The sequence below is a fragment of the Pontibacter ramchanderi genome (assembly GCF_002846395.1).
GTDB lineage: Bacteria > Bacteroidota > Bacteroidia > Cytophagales > Hymenobacteraceae > Pontibacter > Pontibacter ramchanderi.
In genome coordinates, this window is sequence record NZ_PJMU01000003.1 from 61,305 (window position 1) to 80,035 (window position 18,731).

Genomic DNA, 18,731 nt, shown 5'->3' on the forward strand with positions numbered 1-18,731 from the left:
TTATCCGTAATTATCTTAGGCACAGCCCCTGTGCCTCACACCTGTCGGGCACAGGTTTGTACACGAAGCTAGAAAGCAAATGAAAATACTTGAACTGAGGATCATGCGTGGACCGAATTACTGGTCTATCAAGCATCCTAAAATAATTGTCCTGAAGATAGACCTTGAAAACCTGCAGGATGTCCTCACCAATGAAGTGCCCCAATTTCCGGAGCGCCTCGAAAAACTGTTCCCGGGTATGTACGAGCACCGCTCCTCCAAAGGCACACCAGGCGGGTTTTTCAGGCTTGTGCGTGAGGGTACCACCTTCAGCAAAGTAGTGCAGCACATTGCGCTCGAGCTACAGACGCTGGCCGGTATGGACAGCGGCTACGGGAGGCGCTATGCCGGCCCCACCGCCGGTGTGGACTACGTCGTGTTCTCATACCAGCAGGAGCGCGCCGGTGAGTATGCCGCCCACGCTGCCATTCGTATTGCCGAGCAGATGGCCAGAGGCAAAAAGCCCAGCATTGTGCAGGATATCGCCAGGCTGCACCAGATCCGGGAGGACGAGTATTTCGGGCCGAGCACGGAGGCCATTGTGTCGGAGGCGGTGAGCAGAGGCATACCCTATATCAACAACCACAGGAGCGGACTTATCCAGTTGGGCTACGGCATTCATCAGAAACACATACAGGCTGCCATGACCAGCCGAACCTCTTTTTTTGCGGTGGAGAATGCCGGCAACAAAAACGCCACCAAGCTCATCCTCGACGAAGCAGGTATACCAGTGCCGCGTGGTAGCATTGTCACCGACGCCGACGAACTGGACGAGGCAATTGCTGAGTTGGACTACCCCGTGGTGGTGAAACCGCTGGACGGCAACCAGGGAAAGGGTGCCACAGTCAACATCCATACCTGGAAAGATGCGCAGCGGGCCATGGTCGAGGCCCAGCGCTACTCTAAAAAGGTAATGGTGGAGCAGTTTATTACAGGCGATGATTACCGCCTGCTTGTCATCAACGGCAAGTTTACCGCCGCCGCCAAACGCACCCCGGCCATGGTCACCGGTAACGGCATTTCCACCATACAGCAACTCGTGAAAGAGGTGAACAAGGACCCCAGAAGAGGTATAGGACACGAAAAGGCGCTCACACACATCAAAATAGACAAGCATACCCGCAGCATACTCAAAGACAAGGGCCTGACACTTCAGTCGGTGTTGCCTGCGGGCGAGGTGCTCTTCCTGAAAAGCACGGCTAACCTGAGCACCGGCGGCACGGCCACTGATGTGACCGACCTGGTGGATCCGTACAATGTGCTGATGGCCGAGCGCATTGCCGGCATCATCGGGCTCGACGTATGTGGCATTGATGTGATGACGACCGACATTGCCATCCCGCTGCCCGAAACACGCGGCGCTGTGATAGAGGTCAACGCGGCTCCGGGCCTGCGCATGCACATCTCCCCTACCGAAGGCTTGCCGCGCAACGTGGCCGAACCGATCATCAATATGCTGTTCCCGCACGGTACCCCTACCCGTATACCGATCGTGGCTATTACGGGCACTAACGGCAAAACCACCACTTCGCGGCTGGTGGCGCACATGCTCAAGTTCAAAGGGTACCAGGTAGGCTTTACCACCACCGACGGTATTTACATACAGGACAAGAAGATCATCAAAGGCGATACCACCGGGGCCTACAGCAGCGAGTTCGTGCTCAAGGACCCCACCGTAAACTATGCCGTGCTGGAATGCGCCAGGGGCGGCATGTTGCGCTCAGGGCTGGCTTTCCGGCAGTGCGACATCGGCATTGTCACCAACGTATCGGCTGACCACCTGGGGCTGGGCGACATCAACACCGTAGAGGAAATGGCCGAAGTGAAAGCCGTGATTCCGCGAACCGTGTGCCAGAACGGGTATGCCGTGCTTAACGCTGACGACGATCTGGTATACGAAATGGCAACCGGGCTAAACTGCAAGGTGGCTTTCTTCAGTCTCGACGAAAACAACCCGCGCATCCTGCAGCACATCCACAAAGGGGGGCTGGCGGCCGTGCACGAAAACGGGTACATCTCTATCTTTAAGAACACCTACAAGATCAGGGTTGACCGCGTGGCCGACATTCCGCTTACCTTCGGGGGGCGTGCCCGCTTTAACATACAGAATGTACTGGCGGCTACCCTGGCAGGCTATATCAATCACTTCGAGATCGCGGAGATCCGGACTGCGCTGCGAACCTTTATCCCTTCCGCTGAGACCACGCCGGGCCGCATGAACCTGTTTAAGCTTCCGCGCTACGAAGTGCTCATCGACTATGCCCACAACATTGCCAGCATGGAGGCCATCGCCGACTTTATCGACAACGTGCATGCCACCTACAAGATCGGTATTGTGGCAGGTATAGGCGACCGCCTGGAAGCGGACACGATCGAGATCGGGCGCATCGCAGCCGAAACTTTTGACGAGATCATCATCCGGCAGGACAAGGACCTGCGTGGCAAAGCTGGGGAAGAAATAAACAGTCTGCTCAAACAGGGCATCATGTCGGTGAAGCCGAACCTCAAGGTAACGGAGATAAATCAGGAAAGCAGCGCCCTGGCCCACGCCATGGAGTATGCGCCGGAGGGCTCCTTTATTGCCCTGTTTTCGGAAGATATTCCGGAGTCCGTTAAAATGGTCGAGAGTTTCCGCATTATCGAACACCGGCGCATCTCCTCACTTGAACAGGATTCATTCTAATACCTATACACCTTCTGCAGCGGCCGCTTATACCTGGCAGGCTGCTGCAGAAACGGTAATCTTCTCTTGAAACTCAAGGGAAGATCGCCTGGCTTATCTTAACCCGAATAACTGTAAACAAACTACTATGAAGAAATTTGCGATTGCGATTCACGGAGGGGCAGAAACAACCAAGCCCAGCGAACTTGACAACAAAAAAGAAGAAGCCTACAAAGACGGCCTGGCAGATGCTTTGAAGGCCGGGTATGATGTGCTGGAGAAAGGCGGCAGCGCACTCGATGCGGTGGAGGCGGCCGTTAACAGCATGGAGCGCAACCCGCTGTTCAATGCCGGCCGCGGCGCCAGCCTGACAGAGCGCGGTGAAAATGAATTCGATGCTGCCATTATGGACGGCAATACCCTGCGGGTAGGCGCTGTGGGAGCTGTGCGCTATGTGCAGCACCCCATTAGTCTGGCAAAGGTTATTCTGCAAAAGTGCGACTACTGCCTGCTGGTGGGAACAGGCGCCGAAGAATTTGCCCTGGCCAACAACCTGTCTCTGAAAGGTCCGGAATACTTTGTGACACCTGAGAAAAAAGAGGCCTGGCTCGACAAGCAGCAGAACAAAGTGGAGAAGAAACGGATGCCCGGCTCCATGACCGACACGGTGGGCGCCGTGGCCCTGGACATAAACGGTAACCTGGCAGCTGCTACCTCCACTGGTGGCCTCACAGACCAACTGAAGGGCCGCGTCGGGGATACGCCCATTATAGGTGGCGGCACCTTTGCCAACAACGAGGTATGCGCCGTGAGCTGCACCGGCGAGGGTGAGGTGATCATGCGCGGAGCACTGGCCCACGAGGTATACGCCATGATGAAATACGCCGGACACTCACTGCAGGCAGCCACCGAAAAGGCCATTCAGTTACATGCCGATAAGTTACAGGGGGACCGGGGCATTCTGTCGATGGATAGCAGTGGAAAAGTAGCCTTTGGCTTTAATACGGGCTTTATGAAGCGCGGCTATTGGGCTGCCGACGAAGAACCCTTTGTAGCCCTGTGGGAATCTGAAAAACTAAAGAAACCGGTGAAGCAAAAGGAAATGGAAAAATAACGTGCAACGAAGCACTGGCTATACCTGCGAGGCATTGGCTGTATACCTTAGTGTATGGCCAATGCCTTTTAGTTACGTAACAGCTATAGTAGGTCTTAGGTAGGTATAGCTGTTTAAGTCCGCTTTAAAATCTTTAAATTTATTTAGCCCCACAGCTTGACTTTACGTAAACCCGTATTAACTTTGAAACTCAAAGTACTTTACTATGAATCAGCAGCAAGACCAGTTAGAAGCCCTGCACGAGATCCGTAACATCATGGATCGCTCTTCCCGCTTTATTTCCCTGAGCGGCTTGTCCGGCGTATTTGCGGGCTTGTCGGCGCTGGTGGGGGCTGCGGTGGTAAAGTGGTATTTCAGTCAGCAAAACATCAATTACTACAGCGATCAGGCCCGCAACTTTAGCCAGGAAGATGTTTTGTTCTTGCTGGCCGTGGCGCTTGGGGTGCTGGCGCTGGCCTTTGGTACGGCCACTTACTTTACGGCCCGCAATGCCCGCAAAAAGAACCAGCGTACCTGGGACAACCAGTCGAAGCGACTGCTGACGAACCTGGCTATACCTTTGGCGACGGGCGGTGTGTTCTGCGCTATCCTGCTCTACCACGGCATTCTATACCTGGTGGCACCCGCCATGCTGGTTTTTTACGGCCTGGCCCTGCTCAACGGCAGCAAATATACCTTGGGCGATATCCGTTACCTGGGCATCATCGAGATTGTGATCGGGCTGGTGGCCTGCGTGTTTGTGGGTTATGGCCTGATGCTGTGGACCTTGGGGTTTGGGGTGCTGCATATTGTGTATGGCGCGCTGGTGTACTTTAAATACGAACGCTAGCAAACCGGTGAAAGAGTATCTTGAAAATATAAACAAGGCCTTCGAGAGCAAGGCGCGGCTGGGCATTATGTCGGTGCTGCTGGTGGACGACCGGGTGGATTTTAACACGCTGAAAGAAACCCTGCAACTGACGGACGGCAACCTGGCCAGTCACCTGCGGGCGCTGGAAGAGGCCAAATACCTGCAGGTGGAGAAGCAGTTTGTAGGCCGCAAACCCAACACCACCTACCAGGCAACAGAGGCAGGCCGCGAGGCTTTCAAGAGCCACCTGGATGCCCTGGAGCAGCTGATTTTAAACAACAGGCAAAGTGATTAATTTTTTTTGGCTTTACACTTTGAACTTCAAAGTACTTTAAACACGAAAACAGGTATACACACAAACCCAAGATTGACATGGTACAGCAAAACGACTTTCAAAATCAAAATGTGCTAACCGCCGCGGCAGGCCGTCGCACACTCACAGGCGCTGCCTTCGCACTGGCCCTGATGGCCCTCTTTCTGGCTGGGGTGCAAAATCCTGATCCGGCCTGGGGCAAACTTTGGGTGTTAAGGCCACTCATCGTTGTGACCATGGCCGGTGCGCTGGGTGGCTTTATCAACTACATGCTGCTTCATTATCACCGCAGACTCGGCATTCACAAGGGCATCGCGGTGGTACTCAGTGCACTGATCTACCTGGTGGGGCTGTGGCTGGGTTCTGTGCTGGGTTTGGCCGGTACGCTGTGGGACTAAGCGATAAATGCTATAAAGATCATTTTCAAAAATAACCAAACAGGTATAGCCACATGAAAGAGCAGATACTAGCGCAACTGGACAACCCCAGGCAGTTAGAGAAACTGTACCGGTCCGACAAGGCCAGCTTTAAACAGGCCTTCAGCAGCCTATACCCGCAGCTGAGCGGCGAGCCTTTGGCTTCGTTCTGGCAAGCGAGGCTCCACTATGAAACAGAGGAGGTTTTCTGGCGCTTCAACCGGGAGTTTGGGTTTGTGGTGATCCTCGCGCTGGTGGCAGGTGTACTGGTGAAGCTGCCGGCCATCTTCCCGATCAGCGAGGACTTCTACTACCCGCGCAACCTCGGTTTCTTTGTGCTCCCGCCCCTGATGGTCTACTTCGCCTGGCGAAACAAGCTGCCGGCAAACCGGGTTGCTCTTATCGCTGCCATCACGGCCGTTTGCGCGCTATACATCAACTTGCTGCCCAACAGCCAAAGCGACACCCTGGTACTGGCCTGCATCCACCTGCCTTTGTTGCTGTGGGTGCTGCTCGGGGTGTCGTATTCCGGCAAGGACCTGCACCTGTCGCAAAAGCGCCTCAGCTTCCTGCGCTTCAACGGCGACCTGGCCGTAATGTCGGCGATGCTGGTAATAGCGGGCGGCATGATGACAGGTATAACGATCGGCCTTTTTGCGCTGATCGGGCTTCGGATCGAGGCGTTTTATTTTGAGTACATCGTCGCCTTTGGCTTGCCGGCTGTGCCCATCGTGGCCGCCTACCTCACGCAAAACAACCCGCAGCTGGTCGACAAAGTGTCACCGGTTATAGCCCGCATCTTCAGTCCGTTGGTGCTCGTCATGCTGGTGATTTACCTGGGAGCCATCATCTACTCCGGCAAGGACCCCTACAACGACCGCGAGTTTCTGCTGCTCTTCAACGTGCTCCTGATCGGGGTGATGGCGCTGATCTTTTTCTCGGTAGCGGAGAGCTCCGGCAAGTCAAGTGAACGCTCAGCAGTATGGGTGCTGCTTCTGCTTTCGCTCGTAACAGTAATCGTGAACGGCATTGCGCTGTCTGCCATTTCGTTCCGGATTTCGGAGTGGGGCCTTACGCCGAACCGGGTGGCGGTGATGGGAGGCAACGTGCTCATACTGGTGCACCTGCTCATCGTGACGGTTATGCTGTGGAAGGCAGCTACCCGTAAGGCCGCCATCACCGAAGTCGGGCGCGCTATCGTGCTCTACATTCCGGTATACTTTGCCTGGACCATCGTAGTCGTGTTTCTCTTTCCACTGCTATTCGGCTTCAACTAATCGCTTACACAATATCAAAATACACGGCATGGAAAAATCATTGCAAATCGGGAATGTAGTCAGTTGGCTCGCGGGTTTTCTCTTTCTGGCGATCGGGTTCATCAATACGTTTTGGGGAAACGATGGCGGCTACGGCCTGTTGGTGATCATACTGGCGCATGTGTACTTCCCTCCTATGGCGACTGTTCTACAAGAGGCAACAGGCTACACCATTCCACTGCCAGTCCGGATCATACTGGCGCTCTTCATCCTGTGGTCGGCGCTGGGTGTGGCCGAATTGGATGACAAGATCGAGCTGATGCTACTGGATTTTTAACATCTGAATACTTTCAAAATCAATTCATCATAAACAAAAACAGATATGGTAACGCAAAACAAAAGACTTATCGGCATTGTGCTCGCAGTGGCTTTCCTGCTGCTTATTCCGCTTATCGCCATGCAGTTCACCAGCGAAGTAGACTGGGGACTGTTTGATTTCGTGATCATGGGCATTCTGCTGCTCGGCACTGGGCTCGCGGCAGAGTTCGTGCTCCGCAAAGTGAAGAACACCGAGTCCAGACTGGTTGTCATAGGCCTCATTTTGCTGGTCTTCTTCCTGATCTGGGCAGAGCTGGCAGTGGGCATTTTCGGAACTCCTTTTGCAGGCAGTTAAGCAGCAGCACTATGAAAGCTTATACCTTAACCTATCCCCTGCTCGGCTGGTTTTTCGGACTGGTGGTGGCAGCTGTGGGCGTCCTGAACCTGGTGCTGGTACACCCTGTGCCTGGTATAGCCTACCTCTTGCTCTCGCTCGTGTACCTCCCGCCGGCCAACGCCTACCTGAAGCGGCATCTGAACATCTCTATACCTGTGGTGGTTAAAATTATACTGGCCATCGTGTTGTTTATGTTCACACTAGGCGTGAGCGACCTGGGCGATATGCTGGACAAAGCGCTAATTTAATCTCATCCGGCACGGCATAAACGGGGCGGTTTGCGGCGAAAGCTGTGAGCCGCCCCGTTTTATAACAGAATTTGCTATGGAAGCTTAACACATGGCCGTATCTTTACGGGAGAAAATTGATCGATCAAAAGCAATTTTAAATGGACAGAATAACAACCGATATATGCATTGTGGGCGCAGGTCCTGTGGGACTGTTCGCAGTGTTTGAGGCAGGTTTGCTGAAAATGCGCTGCCACGTAGTAGATGCCCTGCCGGTGGTGGGTGGCCAGCTGGCCGAGATCTACCCTAAAAAACCAATCTACGACATACCTGGCTTCCCGTCGATTCTGGCTGGTGAGCTGGTGGATAACCTGATGAAGCAGATCGAGCCTTTCCACCCGACCTTTACCCTGGGTGAGCGCGTGGAAGAACTCGACAGGCAGGAGGACGGCTCGTTCATTGTACGCACTTCCGAAGGCACTGAGATTGCCTGTAAGGTGGTGGCCATTGCCGGTGGACTGGGTTCTTTTGAGCCGCGCAAACCGGCCATCGAAAGCCTCGAAAACTTTGAAGGCAAAGGCGTGACCTACATGGTGCGCGACCCGGAGCTGTTCCGCAGCAAGAAAGTGGTGCTGGCCGGCGGCGGCGACTCTGCCCTGGACTGGGCCATTTACCTGGCCGGTGTAGCCGAAGAGCTTACCCTTGTGCACCGCGGCTCTACCTTTAGGGGAGCGCCCGAGTCGGCGGAGAAAGTGCTGACCATGGCCGAGGAAGGACAGATCAAACTGCTGCTGAAGTCGAACGTGACCGATGTGCATGGCAACGGTAAGATAGACTCCGTGACTGTGCTCATCGACAACAAGGATGAGTACAAGATCGAGACCGATTACTTCATCCCACTGTTCGGTCTGGTGCCAAAGCTGGGCCCGCTCGAGAACTGGGGACTGGAACTGGAGAAGGGCGCCATCGTGGTGAACACCTTCGACTACTCCACCAACATTCCGGGCGTATACGCCATCGGCGACATTAACACTTATCCGGGCAAGCTGAAGCTGATCCTGTGTGGCTTCCACGAGTCGGCTTTGATGGCTCAGAGTGCTTACAACATCATTTACCCGGACAAGAAGTTTGTGTTGAAGTACACCACCGTAAACGGTATACAGGAGCTGAGCTAATGGAGGAGCTGATCAACATACATGTGGAGCTGCCAGATGGTAGCCGCGTGACGCTGGAGGCACCGACCGACATGGGCCTTTCGGTGATGGAAGTGATGAAGGCGAATGAGCTGGACGTGCCGGCGATCTGTGGTGGTATGGCCATCTGCGCCACCTGCCACGTGGAGGTGCTCGAAAGCGGCGAACTGCCAGAGCCCGGCGACGACGAAGCCTACATGCTCGAAACGCTGCCTCACGCCACGGCCACCAGCCGCCTTTCGTGCCAGCTGCGCGTCAACCCCGAGCTCGACGGACTGGTAGTGCGCCTGATGCCGGAAGCATAAGTCGCTATACTTTATACCTGAAAAACCGGAAAGCCATACCTGCACAGGGTATGGCTTTTTGTTTGGCTATACCTGAGCGTTTGTAGTTTAATGCCTTATATTGAGAACCTCTTCCTGTTTAACTATTCTCTCTATACCATACGCACTTACCACGCCCTGCTACTGCGCCTGCAAAGGGGCGGCACAGGCAAAATGGACCGCTCCAGATGCTTCTCGGGCCCAGAAACAGCAAGACAACCGAGACCTGTACGCATGTGACTACCCACGCGCCAGACAAAATCATGAGCCCGCTTGACAATCTGTAGAAAAGAACTATATTAGTGTAGCGCTATGGAAGTGATGGAAATAAAAGGCCCTCAAATTAAAAAACCATGTAGAAAAGAGCCAAACAGTACTCCGCACATAGTGCAGATAGCAGGAGTAGGCACTCCTGCTAGCAAATAGTTAGCTAGCACTCTCAAAAAATGAAATATATTTTACCTGCAGTAATATTCTTGCTTCTAAGTTGTACTGAGCAGAAATTTTCAGATTCAAAAACCACTGAATCCTATACAACTGCACTTTCTGAGGCAGACAAAGCCTACAATAGTGACAACTTCAAGCTTGCTATTGAAAAATACACTACTGTTTTAGAAATTGATTCACTCAATGCTGAAGCTTTCTACAAAAGGGCTTTTTCAAGTGCGAAATTAGATGATTTTGAAAGTGCAGCAAGAGATTATCATAGAGCAGCAGAGCTTGGCTATAGAATTGCCGACTGTTATCATAACTTGGGGCTAACTTACATGATTGCATTTCAGGATTATGAAAAAGCTCACTACTATCTAAAAAAGGGGTATGAACTGAATCCGACTACAAACAATAGAGAACTTATGGAATTGGCAGAAGAAGAGCTTTTAAAGGCTCAAAAAAAGAGTGATAGCTAACCTAACCTATAGTGCATGAACGCACCATAGCAAAACCGTTAACCTATAACCAATCAACCACCTCAACCAATCACTCGGAACCGATATGCATCCTATCCTTCGCAACACCCTGGCTGTGCTGGCAGGCATTATTGTTGGCAGCATAGTCAATATGGCGCTGATCTCGGTCAGTGGCTCTGTTATTCCACCTCCGAGCGGGGCCGACGTGACCACTACCGAAGGGCTTCAGGCAAGCATGCATTTGTTTGAGCCGAAGCATTTTATTTTTCCATTTCTGGCCCATGCGCTGGGTACTTTAACGGGCGCCTTTTTGGCAGCTACCTTGGCCGCTGCGCACAAGTTTAAATTTGCGATGGCGATTGGTGTCTTTTTCCTGGCCGGGGGTATAGCGAGTGTATTCATGCTTCCCTCTCCTGCCTGGTTCACCATACTGGACCTGACTTTTGCCTACCTGCCCATGGCCTTTGCCGGCTACGCCATTTCCAGGCGCACCATTATGGCCTGAGCCCATGGGCAGGCTGTGGCCTTTGACAGCTATACCTGGCCGGGGCTTCAGAAATTTCGTAAGTTGCACCTATGAATCAAAGATCACCGGAGATCCGGACCATAAACGTTATCCGCTACATTACCCCTTTGCGCGAAGGCGGGTCCCTGCCCGCCATTGTCGAGGCGGACGACGAGTTTCTGTACGTCCTCAAGTTCAGGGGCGCGGGGCAGGGCATTAAAGTGCTGATTGCCGAACTGATCGTGGGTGAAATCGCCCGAACACTGGGCTTTCGGATTCCGGAGATTGTGTTTATGCACCTCGACGAAGCCTTTGGCCGCACCGAGCCCGACGAGGAGATACAGGACCTGCTGCGCGCCAGCGAAGGACTCAACCTGGGCTCGCACTACCTGTCCGGCGCCATCACCTTCGACCCGGTGGTGACCACCATCGACGCCGATCTGGCTTCGCGCATCGTGTGGCTCGATGCCCTGGTGACCAACGTAGACCGCACCGCCCGCAACACCAACATGCTTATGTGGAAGAAGGAGCTCTGGCTCATCGACCATGGCGCTTCCCTTTTCTTCCACCACTCCTGGGACAACTGGGAAGAGCAGGCCAACCGCCCGTTTGCCATGATCAAAGACCACGTGCTGTTGCCGCAGGCCAGCGAGTTGGAAACGGCAGACAAAGCGGGCCGTGAAGCGCTCACCCCTGCCCGCATTCAGGAAATCCTGGCCCTTATACCTGACGAGTGGCTAACTGGTGTGGAGTCGCCGTTTGCCACAGCCGCGGAGCACCGGCAGGCCTATGCCCGCTTCTTCGAGATCAGGTTAGCCCATTCAGATATTTTTGTGAAAGCCGCCCAAGATGCAAGAAAGACACTTATTTGAGTACGCCGTGATTCGGGTGGTGCCGCGGGTGGAGCGCGAAGAGTTTTTGAATGTAGGCGTTATCCTGCTCTGCAGTTCCCGTGGCTTTTTGCAGATGCGCTATACCTTGAACGAGGCCCGGCTACAGGCTGCGTTCGGGGAGTTGGACATAGAAGAGCTGCGGGCACGCCTGCTGGCTATTGAGAAGGTATGCGACGGCCGCCGCGAAGGCGGGCCGATTGGTCAGTTGGGCACGGCCTCCCGTTTCCGGTGGCTCACAGCCAACCGCAGCACCATTGTGCAGACCTCTGCCGTGCACCCGGGCCTCTGCCTCGACCCCGCCCAAACCCTGGAAAAGTTGCACCGCGACCTGGTGCTGTAGCCTGTGTCGTGCAACTCAATCTGACTGGCTTTTTGTTATATTCGCATCACCCAGACTTTCCTCTATGAACATCTCCCGCATCATCACCATTGTTCTGACCATTGGCGCAATCGTATTCCTGGTTCTGATGCTCTCAGACCCCTACTTTTTCGCGAGCACCAAAAAGATGCGCAAGAATGCAGAGGCGAAGCTGGAGGAAGGCATCATGGGAAATCCGAACGCGTTTAAAGAGGCAAGCTATTTCTTCGATGCCCTGATTGAGCAGGGGCACGGCGACCGCCAAACGCACGACCTGCTGTACTGGAGCTACCGCTACGACAAGAACTATGCGCAGGCCGAAGCAGCCCTGAGCGAGGCCCTGGCGCTATACCCGGATGACCTGAACTTTCGATACCACCGCGCCGAAATGCGGCTGGAGCTGGGCAAGTACGAGGCGGCGCTGGAAGATTACAACGCGGTTATACCTGCCGCCAGGAGCGAAAGCTTTTACTACGATGCCCTCTACGGACGCGGCGCAGCCAGGTATATGCTAGGCCAGAAGGCAGAAGCAGAGGCCGATCGCGTAAAAGCCCAGGAACTGACACAAGATACCTTACAGACCTATACCGTGTATTTCGAAGAGTAGGCTATACCTGAGGCGTTGCCGTGCAAATGTCCTGCCTGGTGCACGCAAAACCCGCTAAGGTTCTTTTCTTTCCAGCGCTGGTTTTCCCCTTCTCAGATACTTTTTGATACAATGCAGCGCGCCTGATTTTTCGGCAAATGGATTGAAATCCTCCAGCTGAACGACCCTGAAACCGAGCTCTTCCCATACCTGCTTGTTGGCTTCGTCGGTTTTGCGAAGGTATTCCCAATTGCCGTGGCCGTAGGTGGGTAGCCAAACAGTTTTATCGGTTTCGCTTTTAATCTCCACTACCGCGTTGTTGGAGGTGGCGTAGTACCATTTGCGCTTTTTCTCTTACGGATCATCGACATAGGTAACAGGCAGGGGGTTCCGGACTACCTCAAAGCCTTGCCGCTCCAGTAGGGCCGCCACATCATCAAACACATCGGGTATACCGTAATTTCCCAGCTCCTCTCCCAGCACTTCAGCCGCCAGGCGTGTGTCGCCCACCAGCACCGTGTATTTGCCCGATTTGCCACGCCCGGCCAGGGTCAGGAACATATCGATGTGAAAGAGCGGTTGCACGGTGCCCTCTATGTTTTTGTTGTGCAGGGTCTCGGTCCAGGTTTCGCCATTGAGCTCAAACTTCTGGTCTTCCTCCTGCGGCACGTACAGCAGACTACCCACCTGAAAGAAGGTACGCTCGTGGTCGAGGTAGCGCCTGTACAGCTGCGCCAGTTGCTCGGTGGCCAGGGTGCCCTTTTCTGGAAAGAGCACACCGCCCAGGTCGAGCATGGAATCCACGATGTAGTCGGCGCCCATCAAAAAGAAATCGTCGCCGACAAGCAGGTTGCCGCCCTCAAAATAGATCGGGGCTTTTACGCGGTTAATACCCAGCGATTTGCTCAGGAAATAGCCCGTGTAATCGTCGGCAGCCCGGCGATGTGAGTGCGGCTGCAACAGGCAATAGCTACCGTTTGCCTTGTCGTGCACCACTTCGTAGTCATCTTCGGCCCATACCAGTATTTTGATGGCCTCCGGCACTTCGTGAAAGTGGCATCGCTGCAGCAAATCATGCTCTCTCAGCCAGTTTTCCAATTGTGGTCGGGTCTTGCCGTCGTCGGGTACCAGCAAGTGGAGCTCCGTATAGGCGGGCAGTTTCCGGAACATGTCGCTGTATACCTTCCAGAGGGGGTTGTCGCGGTGCCTGAGCACATAGGCCGGCACAGTAAAGACCATCGCCTCCAGCGCGCCGTCAGCGCTCGACACCAGGCTGGGCCGCTCTGGTAACGGGCTGTACTGCTGCAGCAAGGTCATGGCAATGGCGCGGCGCCGCATCCCTGACTCCGGCAGGTCCTGCCGCGATTCGCTGGCAAGTTCTTCGATGTGGCGGTAGTGTCTGGTGCGGATGGGACGTGTGGAGCGGTGTACAGGATTAGTCATGTGGGGTGTGTTGGTTGCTTCTAGAGGTTTTCAAGCCCTGTCGCCCGGCCCAAAGCCAGAGCAGTATCAGGGCCAATTCTCCTACGGCATCCAGCAAATAGACGTTCCGGATTATATCATTCAGGCTGTAGTACACATCAATAAAACCAAGGCCGGCCGCTCCGCCTATACCTAGCCACTTGATCTCGGCTGTTACGTTTTTCCTGATCCCGGCCGTTAGCAACACCAGGCCGATCACCAGGATCAGGATACTGACGGTGCGCACCAGCCAGAGGTCTTCCTTCGGCCCCGTCACCCACAGAAAGCTGGGCATATGCAGCAGTGGCCAGATGCCAGTGGCTGCCCAGTAAGTTCCCTGCAGTATAGCCACCAGTGCAAGTCGGTTTTGCATGCTCTGTTTTTATTGTTTGTATGGCCTCGTTTTCCTGTGTTTTTAAAACTGCAAGTGTCGCATCCCCTCCCGCTATATGTGGAGCATCTCGTAGAAGGGGATGTCAAATGTTTCTGTGTCTGCCGCCAGATGCACCTTCAGGTCGCAGACGGTAAAGGGCTGTCCTGTTTTGATCTCGTGGATGGTCGATTTAGAGATGCCTGTGCCGTCCACTACCGTCACCAGACCGCTTCCCACCACCTCCACACGGTTTCCATCTGTCACCAGTATGGCCGTGTCTTCCTCAATGCCGATGCCGATGCAGCCCGGATTGGTGGCAATGGCCTGGGCCATGCGTACGATGCGCCCGCGGGCAATGAAGTGCGTGTCGATGGCGACGTTCTTTAAAAACTCAAGTCCGGTGGTGATGCGCACATCGCCTTTGAGCATGCCGCCCTGGGTTTCCCCTTCGTAGATCATCGGCGTGGACAGTGCTGTGGCCCCGGCGCTGGTGCCGGCTATGATGATATCGTCGTAGGTATAGCGCTGCTTCATCAGTTGCAGGAGTGGTGTGCCGCCCAGTATAGCGGTCAGGCGCAGCTGGTCTCCTCCTGTGAAGATGATGCCAGCGGCCCGCTCCACCAGTTTGAGATTCTCCGCATCAAAGGCATCTGTTCTTACTTTGATGTTGAGCACTTCGATGTTTTTCTGTTCCAGCTGGCGAAACAGCTTCACGTAGTCCTTCGCTGCTTCCTCTGGCTCTGTGGAGGCCGTGGGAACCACCAGTATAAGCGGGTTGGAGCCTTTGAGCTCATCCACGAAGCGCTGCAGAATCTGCTCTGCGATAAAGTCAATGTTGTTCTCCTGCGTTTCCGTCTCTTTATCAGTGCTTTTGCTCTCCTTCCCGCCTATTGCCAAAAGCTTTCCTTTGGGCACAGGCAGCGCCTTCCCATGAGCGCGTTTTTTCATCTCGAGCTTTTCTAGCACCAGGTCCTTCTGCTCCTGCATTGCCGTCTGCTCCGTCACCGGATTGCCATGATCACTTTCTTTTTTCTTTGCCATAAGTCACGTCAGGATTAGTTTACAGAATCACTTTTAATATTATTTATGGCCGCTTGTAGCTCACTACCCTTGCCGCAAGCGAGTCAGTCTGCCTTATGTTTTCTCTAAAGATCACCCAGCCCTCCCGCTTCGACTCTTTCGGGGAGAAAGCAATACTCAGTTCGGCCTGCTCTACCTCTTCTCCGTCCCGTTGAAGGGTGAGTTCCACCTGCACCTCTTCCGCGGTTTCGCCGCCTTTGTTTTCCACCACTACCCGGTAGCGCTGCGGGGCATGGGGAGCGGGGTCGTGAAAGTACTCTACTGTAAGGTCGGGGGTTGACGGTTTGCTGGTATAGGCCATGTAACCCAGATAGGCCAGTATGGCCAGCACCAGCACCAGGCTAATGGCAAACACCGTCCACTCCAGGGCATTTTTATCGTCGTCATCGCCGGCCCTATCCGAGCGCTGCGCCTTCTTTACTTCGTGTTGTTCTTCCATTCAATTGGTTACTTAATCAGGAGCCTGCCGGCCGAGGCACCCAGGCTTGCCAACACACCCAGCACAATGCACTGGGCAAAAGCTATCTCAAAATCGACACCCTCAAAGCGACCGAAAAACCAGAGCAGAAAGGCCGAGGCCGCCAGCGCCGTAAGGTAACTCAGGCAGGTGTCGAGTGTAATGGCGAAAGCCAGGTTTTTTTTTTGGTGATGCCCTGTGCCTTTGAAATCGCTGAAGTACACGACCACCACACTCATAGCCAGCGAGAGCACGGCCATCAGCAGGATGTGCAGGGGCTCGGCCCCAACGGCCAGCACAATGACCTCTTCGGTAGGGGCTACGTTGCCACCCACGATGACGCTGCCGCAAAGCGCCAGCACCACCAGACTTACCTTGCTCCTCAGCCCGGTGCGCCAGCCGGCTTCCTTTGCTTCCGTCTTCACCTCGTCCTCCTCTTCCGGCTCATCCTCCGGGCTGCCAAGCTGTGCCGTCCCCACAGAAACACCAATCGAAACGGCCATTGCCTCTACGATCACTTTTCCCATGATCTCTTCTATCGACATGCCCCCGAACTCGATGCGGTTGAGCACGAACAGCACCGCAAAGGCCAGCACGATGCCAAGGCCCATTTCCTCTACCGAATCGATGAAGACACTGCGCCACGAGGCTCCGGGCCGCATACCTGCGTAGCGGTTGTACCCCAGCAGAAGCAGGTACGTAACGAGCACCATGAGCAGCAACTGCACCGGCGACGCCGTAAAGCCAGCCCACCATACCTCCATGGTATAGAGCAACGGGAAGCTGAACAACAGGCCTCCGGCTATACCCCGGGCATACTCTTGCAGCGATTTCCGGACAGGTCTTATCTTCTTGTCGTTTGCCATACCTGCTGCACGTTAACGAGGGAACCGAAATGCCAGACCAGTCGTGACGAAGCGGCGCGGGGCTGCTTTGTTAAGCCGCCTCCCAGCCGCCAGATCGAACTGCAGATTGGGCAACAGCAGGAATAAAAGTCCCAGGTCGGCCTGGTGCTCGGCGGGCTCGCCCCTTCCCTTATCTCCAAACACCTCCAGGTATAGCGACAGTCTATCTATGAATTGCCGGGTAATGTTGGCACCGTACGAAAACTCGGGGTTGCCACCTGTCCAGCCGTAGCCCAGGTTGTAAGTCAGGTCCAGCTTCTCGGAAATAGCATTGCTGAAACCAAGGCTAAACTGGGGCTCCGCATTATCCGGTTTGAAAACATCGCTCCCCAGGGGCAGGGCCAGCATCGCACTCAAAGCAGCCTCCGGTCGCCAGCCGCTTTCCTTCCATAGCTTCACTTTGGTACCAACACTCAATGGCCCCCACCCTTTGATCCTGCGCGACGTGCCGTTCTCAATGACCGAGTCCTTGATAGCACCCTGCAGGCGCAGCTCCACACCCTCTAGCAGGCCGATGCGCAGCAGGGCCGTAGGGTATGCATGTGTTCGGATCGCATCGTTCAGCTTCTGGTAGTTGTAACCGGCCTCTAACTGCACAAATCCACGCGACACAATACCAGGCCCCTGCGACCGGTCGGGTCTGTCGGCATTGATATCTTCCCGTTCCTGTTGCGCATGTGCTGGTAGCATCGCAGCGCTGACCAAAAAACTGAGCAGCAACAGCACGCGCGTTTTATTTCCTATCATGACCTTGTGTGTGCATCTGTTGCGCTGTATACGCTTATGTATCCAACAGGTAGGGTGCAAGCCACACAAATACCGATTTGCACGTAGCAGGGTCGTATTTTTCCACCCGTTACCGGCAAATGCCGCAAAGCCGCAAAATACATTCAGGAAGACCAGCAGAACAGGGAAGCTGCTTACAAAGACTGCTCTCTTAAGAGCGGAAGAAAAAGGGAGTTCATCGAGGGAGAGAAAAAAAGGGAGCCGGTTCCAACCGCCTGCATTATAAAATAACAGATACCGACTCCCTCTGTAAACATGTACAAACCACTAAACGCACCCCAGATAGCGGCAAGTACATGGTCATTCAAAACAGCACTCTGTTTGGCAGTCTACCTGCTAAGGGCAGGCGCACCTGGTTCAACCAACCTAAAACCAAAGCACTTCGCAGCCTGAATGCTGTTATGTGTTCTTATACGGCGAAGGCCGCTGCAGGTAAGCCCAGAAGCCCCTAATCCGTTCTTAATCAAGTATTTTCAGTATATAAACTGCTCCCCTACGTGTTTCTACGCAGCCAAAAAAGGCCGGACGTTTTTAGCGCCCGGCCTTTCATTTTATACCTATGCGTGTGCTTTACCAACCACTGGCCAGCACATCGGCAATATGCATGGTCTTGATCGGTTTTTTGTTTTTCTGGATATAACCGTTCAGGTGCATCAGGCAGCTACTGTCGGTGGAAATGATGTAGTTGGCGCCAGTGGCCAGTGCATTTTCTACTTTCTGCTCGGCCATGGCTACCGAAATAGCTTCGAACTTAACGGCAAAGGTACCGCCAAAGCCGCAGCAGGTTTCGGTGTCTTCCATCTCAACCAGCTCGAGGCCATGAACGCCCTGCAGCAGTGCGCGCGGTCCTTCTTTGATGTGGCATTCGCGGAGGGCGCTGCAGGAGTCGTGGTAGGTGGCTTTCCCGTCGAGGCGGGCACCGGGCACCTGCGATACCTTGAGCACATCCGTCAGGAACTCGGTCAGCTCAAACACTTTCTTCTGCATGGCGCGGTACTTCACCAACTTCGAGGACTTCACAAAAATATCCTGGTAGGCATTGCGCACCATGCCCACGCAACTCGCCGAGGGTGCTACAATGTAGTGCGAGGTCTCGTTTGAGAAATCGTCCAGAAACTTATTGGCAACTTCGCGTGCCTCGTCGAAAAAGCCGGCATTGAAGGCAGGCTGCCCGCAGCAGGTCTGATTGGGGTTATAGTTCACTTCGCAGCCTAAGCCCTCGAGTACCTTCACCATACTCAAGCCTGTTTCGGGATGCAGCTGATCTACGAAGCAGGGAATGAAAATATCTACAATGGTTCTTCTTGCCAT

Annotated in this window: 24 protein-coding genes; 16 read left to right on the top strand and 8 right to left on the bottom strand. The window is 54.2% G+C overall.

Annotated features, from left to right (window positions below; genetic code table 11):
* Window positions 1-79: 79 nt before the first annotated feature.
* The 16 genes from cphA (at window position 80) to BD749_RS13050 (ending at window position 12,379) form a co-directional block, all read left to right on the top strand.
* Window positions 80-2,722, top strand: a complete 2,643-nt coding sequence (gene cphA / locus BD749_RS12970) for a cyanophycin synthetase (RefSeq protein WP_101444922.1) — start codon at window positions 80-82, stop codon at window positions 2,720-2,722.
* Between the two features lie 127 nt (window positions 2,723-2,849).
* Window positions 2,850-3,815, top strand: coding sequence for an isoaspartyl peptidase/L-asparaginase family protein (locus BD749_RS12975; protein ID WP_101444924.1), 966 nt, complete (start codon window positions 2,850-2,852; stop codon window positions 3,813-3,815).
* A 205-nt stretch (window positions 3,816-4,020) separates the two neighbouring features.
* Window positions 4,021-4,644, top strand: a complete 624-nt coding sequence (locus BD749_RS12980) for a hypothetical protein (protein WP_101444926.1) — start codon at window positions 4,021-4,023, stop codon at window positions 4,642-4,644.
* A gap of 7 nt (window positions 4,645-4,651) precedes the next feature.
* The gene (locus BD749_RS12985) at window positions 4,652-4,960 is read left to right on the top strand and encodes a winged helix-turn-helix domain-containing protein (protein ID WP_076665597.1); all 309 of its coding nucleotides are present in this window, start codon (window positions 4,652-4,654) and stop codon (window positions 4,958-4,960) included.
* A 77-nt stretch (window positions 4,961-5,037) separates the two neighbouring features.
* Window positions 5,038-5,376 (top strand): potassium transporter KefB, encoded by a 339-nt coding sequence (locus BD749_RS12990; RefSeq protein WP_101444929.1) that lies wholly within the window; start codon window positions 5,038-5,040, stop codon window positions 5,374-5,376.
* 53 nt (window positions 5,377-5,429) lie between these two features.
* Window positions 5,430-6,671 (top strand): DUF4153 domain-containing protein, encoded by a 1,242-nt coding sequence (locus BD749_RS12995; RefSeq protein ID WP_101444930.1) that lies wholly within the window; start codon window positions 5,430-5,432, stop codon window positions 6,669-6,671.
* A gap of 28 nt (window positions 6,672-6,699) precedes the next feature.
* The gene (locus BD749_RS13000) at window positions 6,700-6,987 is read left to right on the top strand and encodes a hypothetical protein (RefSeq protein ID WP_101444931.1); all 288 of its coding nucleotides are present in this window, start codon (window positions 6,700-6,702) and stop codon (window positions 6,985-6,987) included.
* A 45-nt stretch (window positions 6,988-7,032) separates the two neighbouring features.
* The gene (locus BD749_RS13005) at window positions 7,033-7,323 is read left to right on the top strand and encodes a hypothetical protein (RefSeq protein ID WP_101444932.1); all 291 of its coding nucleotides are present in this window, start codon (window positions 7,033-7,035) and stop codon (window positions 7,321-7,323) included.
* An 11-nt stretch (window positions 7,324-7,334) separates the two neighbouring features.
* Window positions 7,335-7,613 carry a hypothetical protein gene (locus BD749_RS13010; RefSeq protein WP_101444934.1) on the top strand — a complete coding sequence of 93 codons (279 nt, stop codon included), beginning with the start codon at window positions 7,335-7,337 and terminating at the stop codon, window positions 7,611-7,613.
* 140 nt (window positions 7,614-7,753) lie between these two features.
* Window positions 7,754-8,767: an NAD(P)/FAD-dependent oxidoreductase gene (locus BD749_RS13015; RefSeq protein WP_101444937.1), complete on the top strand. Its 1,014-nt coding sequence runs from the start codon at window positions 7,754-7,756 to the stop codon at window positions 8,765-8,767.
* A complete protein-coding gene (locus BD749_RS13020) occupies window positions 8,767-9,090 on the top strand; it encodes a 2Fe-2S iron-sulfur cluster-binding protein (protein ID WP_101444939.1) in 324 nt (107 codons plus the stop codon). The genes BD749_RS13015 and BD749_RS13020 overlap by 1 nt, the downstream gene beginning before the upstream one ends.
* A 464-nt stretch (window positions 9,091-9,554) precedes the next feature.
* On the top strand, window positions 9,555-10,016 hold the full coding sequence (locus tag BD749_RS13030; RefSeq protein ID WP_143741266.1) for a tetratricopeptide repeat protein: 462 nt from the start codon (window positions 9,555-9,557) through the stop codon (window positions 10,014-10,016).
* An 85-nt stretch (window positions 10,017-10,101) separates the two neighbouring features.
* Window positions 10,102-10,521 carry a hypothetical protein gene (locus tag BD749_RS13035; protein WP_101444945.1) on the top strand — a complete coding sequence of 140 codons (420 nt, stop codon included), beginning with the start codon at window positions 10,102-10,104 and terminating at the stop codon, window positions 10,519-10,521.
* A 71-nt stretch (window positions 10,522-10,592) separates the two neighbouring features.
* A complete protein-coding gene (locus tag BD749_RS13040; RefSeq protein ID WP_101444948.1) occupies window positions 10,593-11,393 on the top strand; it encodes a HipA family kinase in 801 nt (266 codons plus the stop codon).
* Window positions 11,371-11,754: a DUF3037 domain-containing protein gene (locus BD749_RS13045; protein ID WP_101444951.1), complete on the top strand. Its 384-nt coding sequence runs from the start codon at window positions 11,371-11,373 to the stop codon at window positions 11,752-11,754. Before BD749_RS13040 ends, BD749_RS13045 begins: the two co-directional genes overlap by 23 nt.
* Window positions 11,755-11,818: 64 nt before the next feature.
* Window positions 11,819-12,379 carry a tetratricopeptide repeat protein gene (locus tag BD749_RS13050; protein WP_101444954.1) on the top strand — a complete coding sequence of 187 codons (561 nt, stop codon included), beginning with the start codon at window positions 11,819-11,821 and terminating at the stop codon, window positions 12,377-12,379.
* Between the two features lie 54 nt (window positions 12,380-12,433).
* Here BD749_RS13050 and BD749_RS13055 read toward each other — a convergent pair whose 3' ends face one another.
* The 8 genes from BD749_RS13055 to BD749_RS13090 all read right to left on the bottom strand — a co-directional run bounded on the left by BD749_RS13055 (window position 12,434) and on the right by BD749_RS13090 (window position 18,731).
* Window positions 12,434-12,667, bottom strand: a complete 234-nt coding sequence (locus tag BD749_RS13055) for a hypothetical protein (protein ID WP_101444956.1) — start codon at window positions 12,665-12,667, stop codon at window positions 12,434-12,436.
* A gap of 45 nt (window positions 12,668-12,712) precedes the next feature.
* On the bottom strand, window positions 12,713-13,801 hold the full coding sequence (locus BD749_RS13060) for a hypothetical protein (RefSeq protein ID WP_101444959.1): 1,089 nt from the start codon (window positions 13,799-13,801) through the stop codon (window positions 12,713-12,715).
* Window positions 13,794-14,192: a hypothetical protein gene (locus tag BD749_RS13065; RefSeq protein ID WP_101444961.1), complete on the bottom strand. Its 399-nt coding sequence runs from the start codon at window positions 14,190-14,192 to the stop codon at window positions 13,794-13,796. The genes BD749_RS13060 and BD749_RS13065 overlap by 8 nt, the downstream gene beginning before the upstream one ends.
* A 72-nt stretch (window positions 14,193-14,264) precedes the next feature.
* Window positions 14,265-15,233, bottom strand: coding sequence for a cyanophycinase (locus tag BD749_RS13070; RefSeq protein WP_245869182.1), 969 nt, complete (start codon window positions 15,231-15,233; stop codon window positions 14,265-14,267).
* Window positions 15,234-15,276: 43 nt separating this feature from the next.
* A complete protein-coding gene (locus BD749_RS13075) occupies window positions 15,277-15,711 on the bottom strand; it encodes a hypothetical protein (RefSeq protein ID WP_101444963.1) in 435 nt (144 codons plus the stop codon).
* A gap of 8 nt (window positions 15,712-15,719) precedes the next feature.
* Complete coding sequence (locus tag BD749_RS13080) at window positions 15,720-16,595, bottom strand: TIGR02587 family membrane protein (RefSeq protein ID WP_101444965.1); 876 nt, start codon at window positions 16,593-16,595, stop codon at window positions 15,720-15,722.
* 12 nt (window positions 16,596-16,607) lie between these two features.
* Entirely contained in the window at window positions 16,608-17,381 is a 774-nt protein-coding gene (locus BD749_RS13085; protein WP_245869185.1) for a transporter, read from the bottom strand.
* Between the two features lie 609 nt (window positions 17,382-17,990).
* Window positions 17,991-18,731 carry a (Fe-S)-binding protein gene (locus BD749_RS13090; protein WP_101444967.1) on the bottom strand — a complete coding sequence of 247 codons (741 nt, stop codon included), beginning with the start codon at window positions 18,729-18,731 and terminating at the stop codon, window positions 17,991-17,993.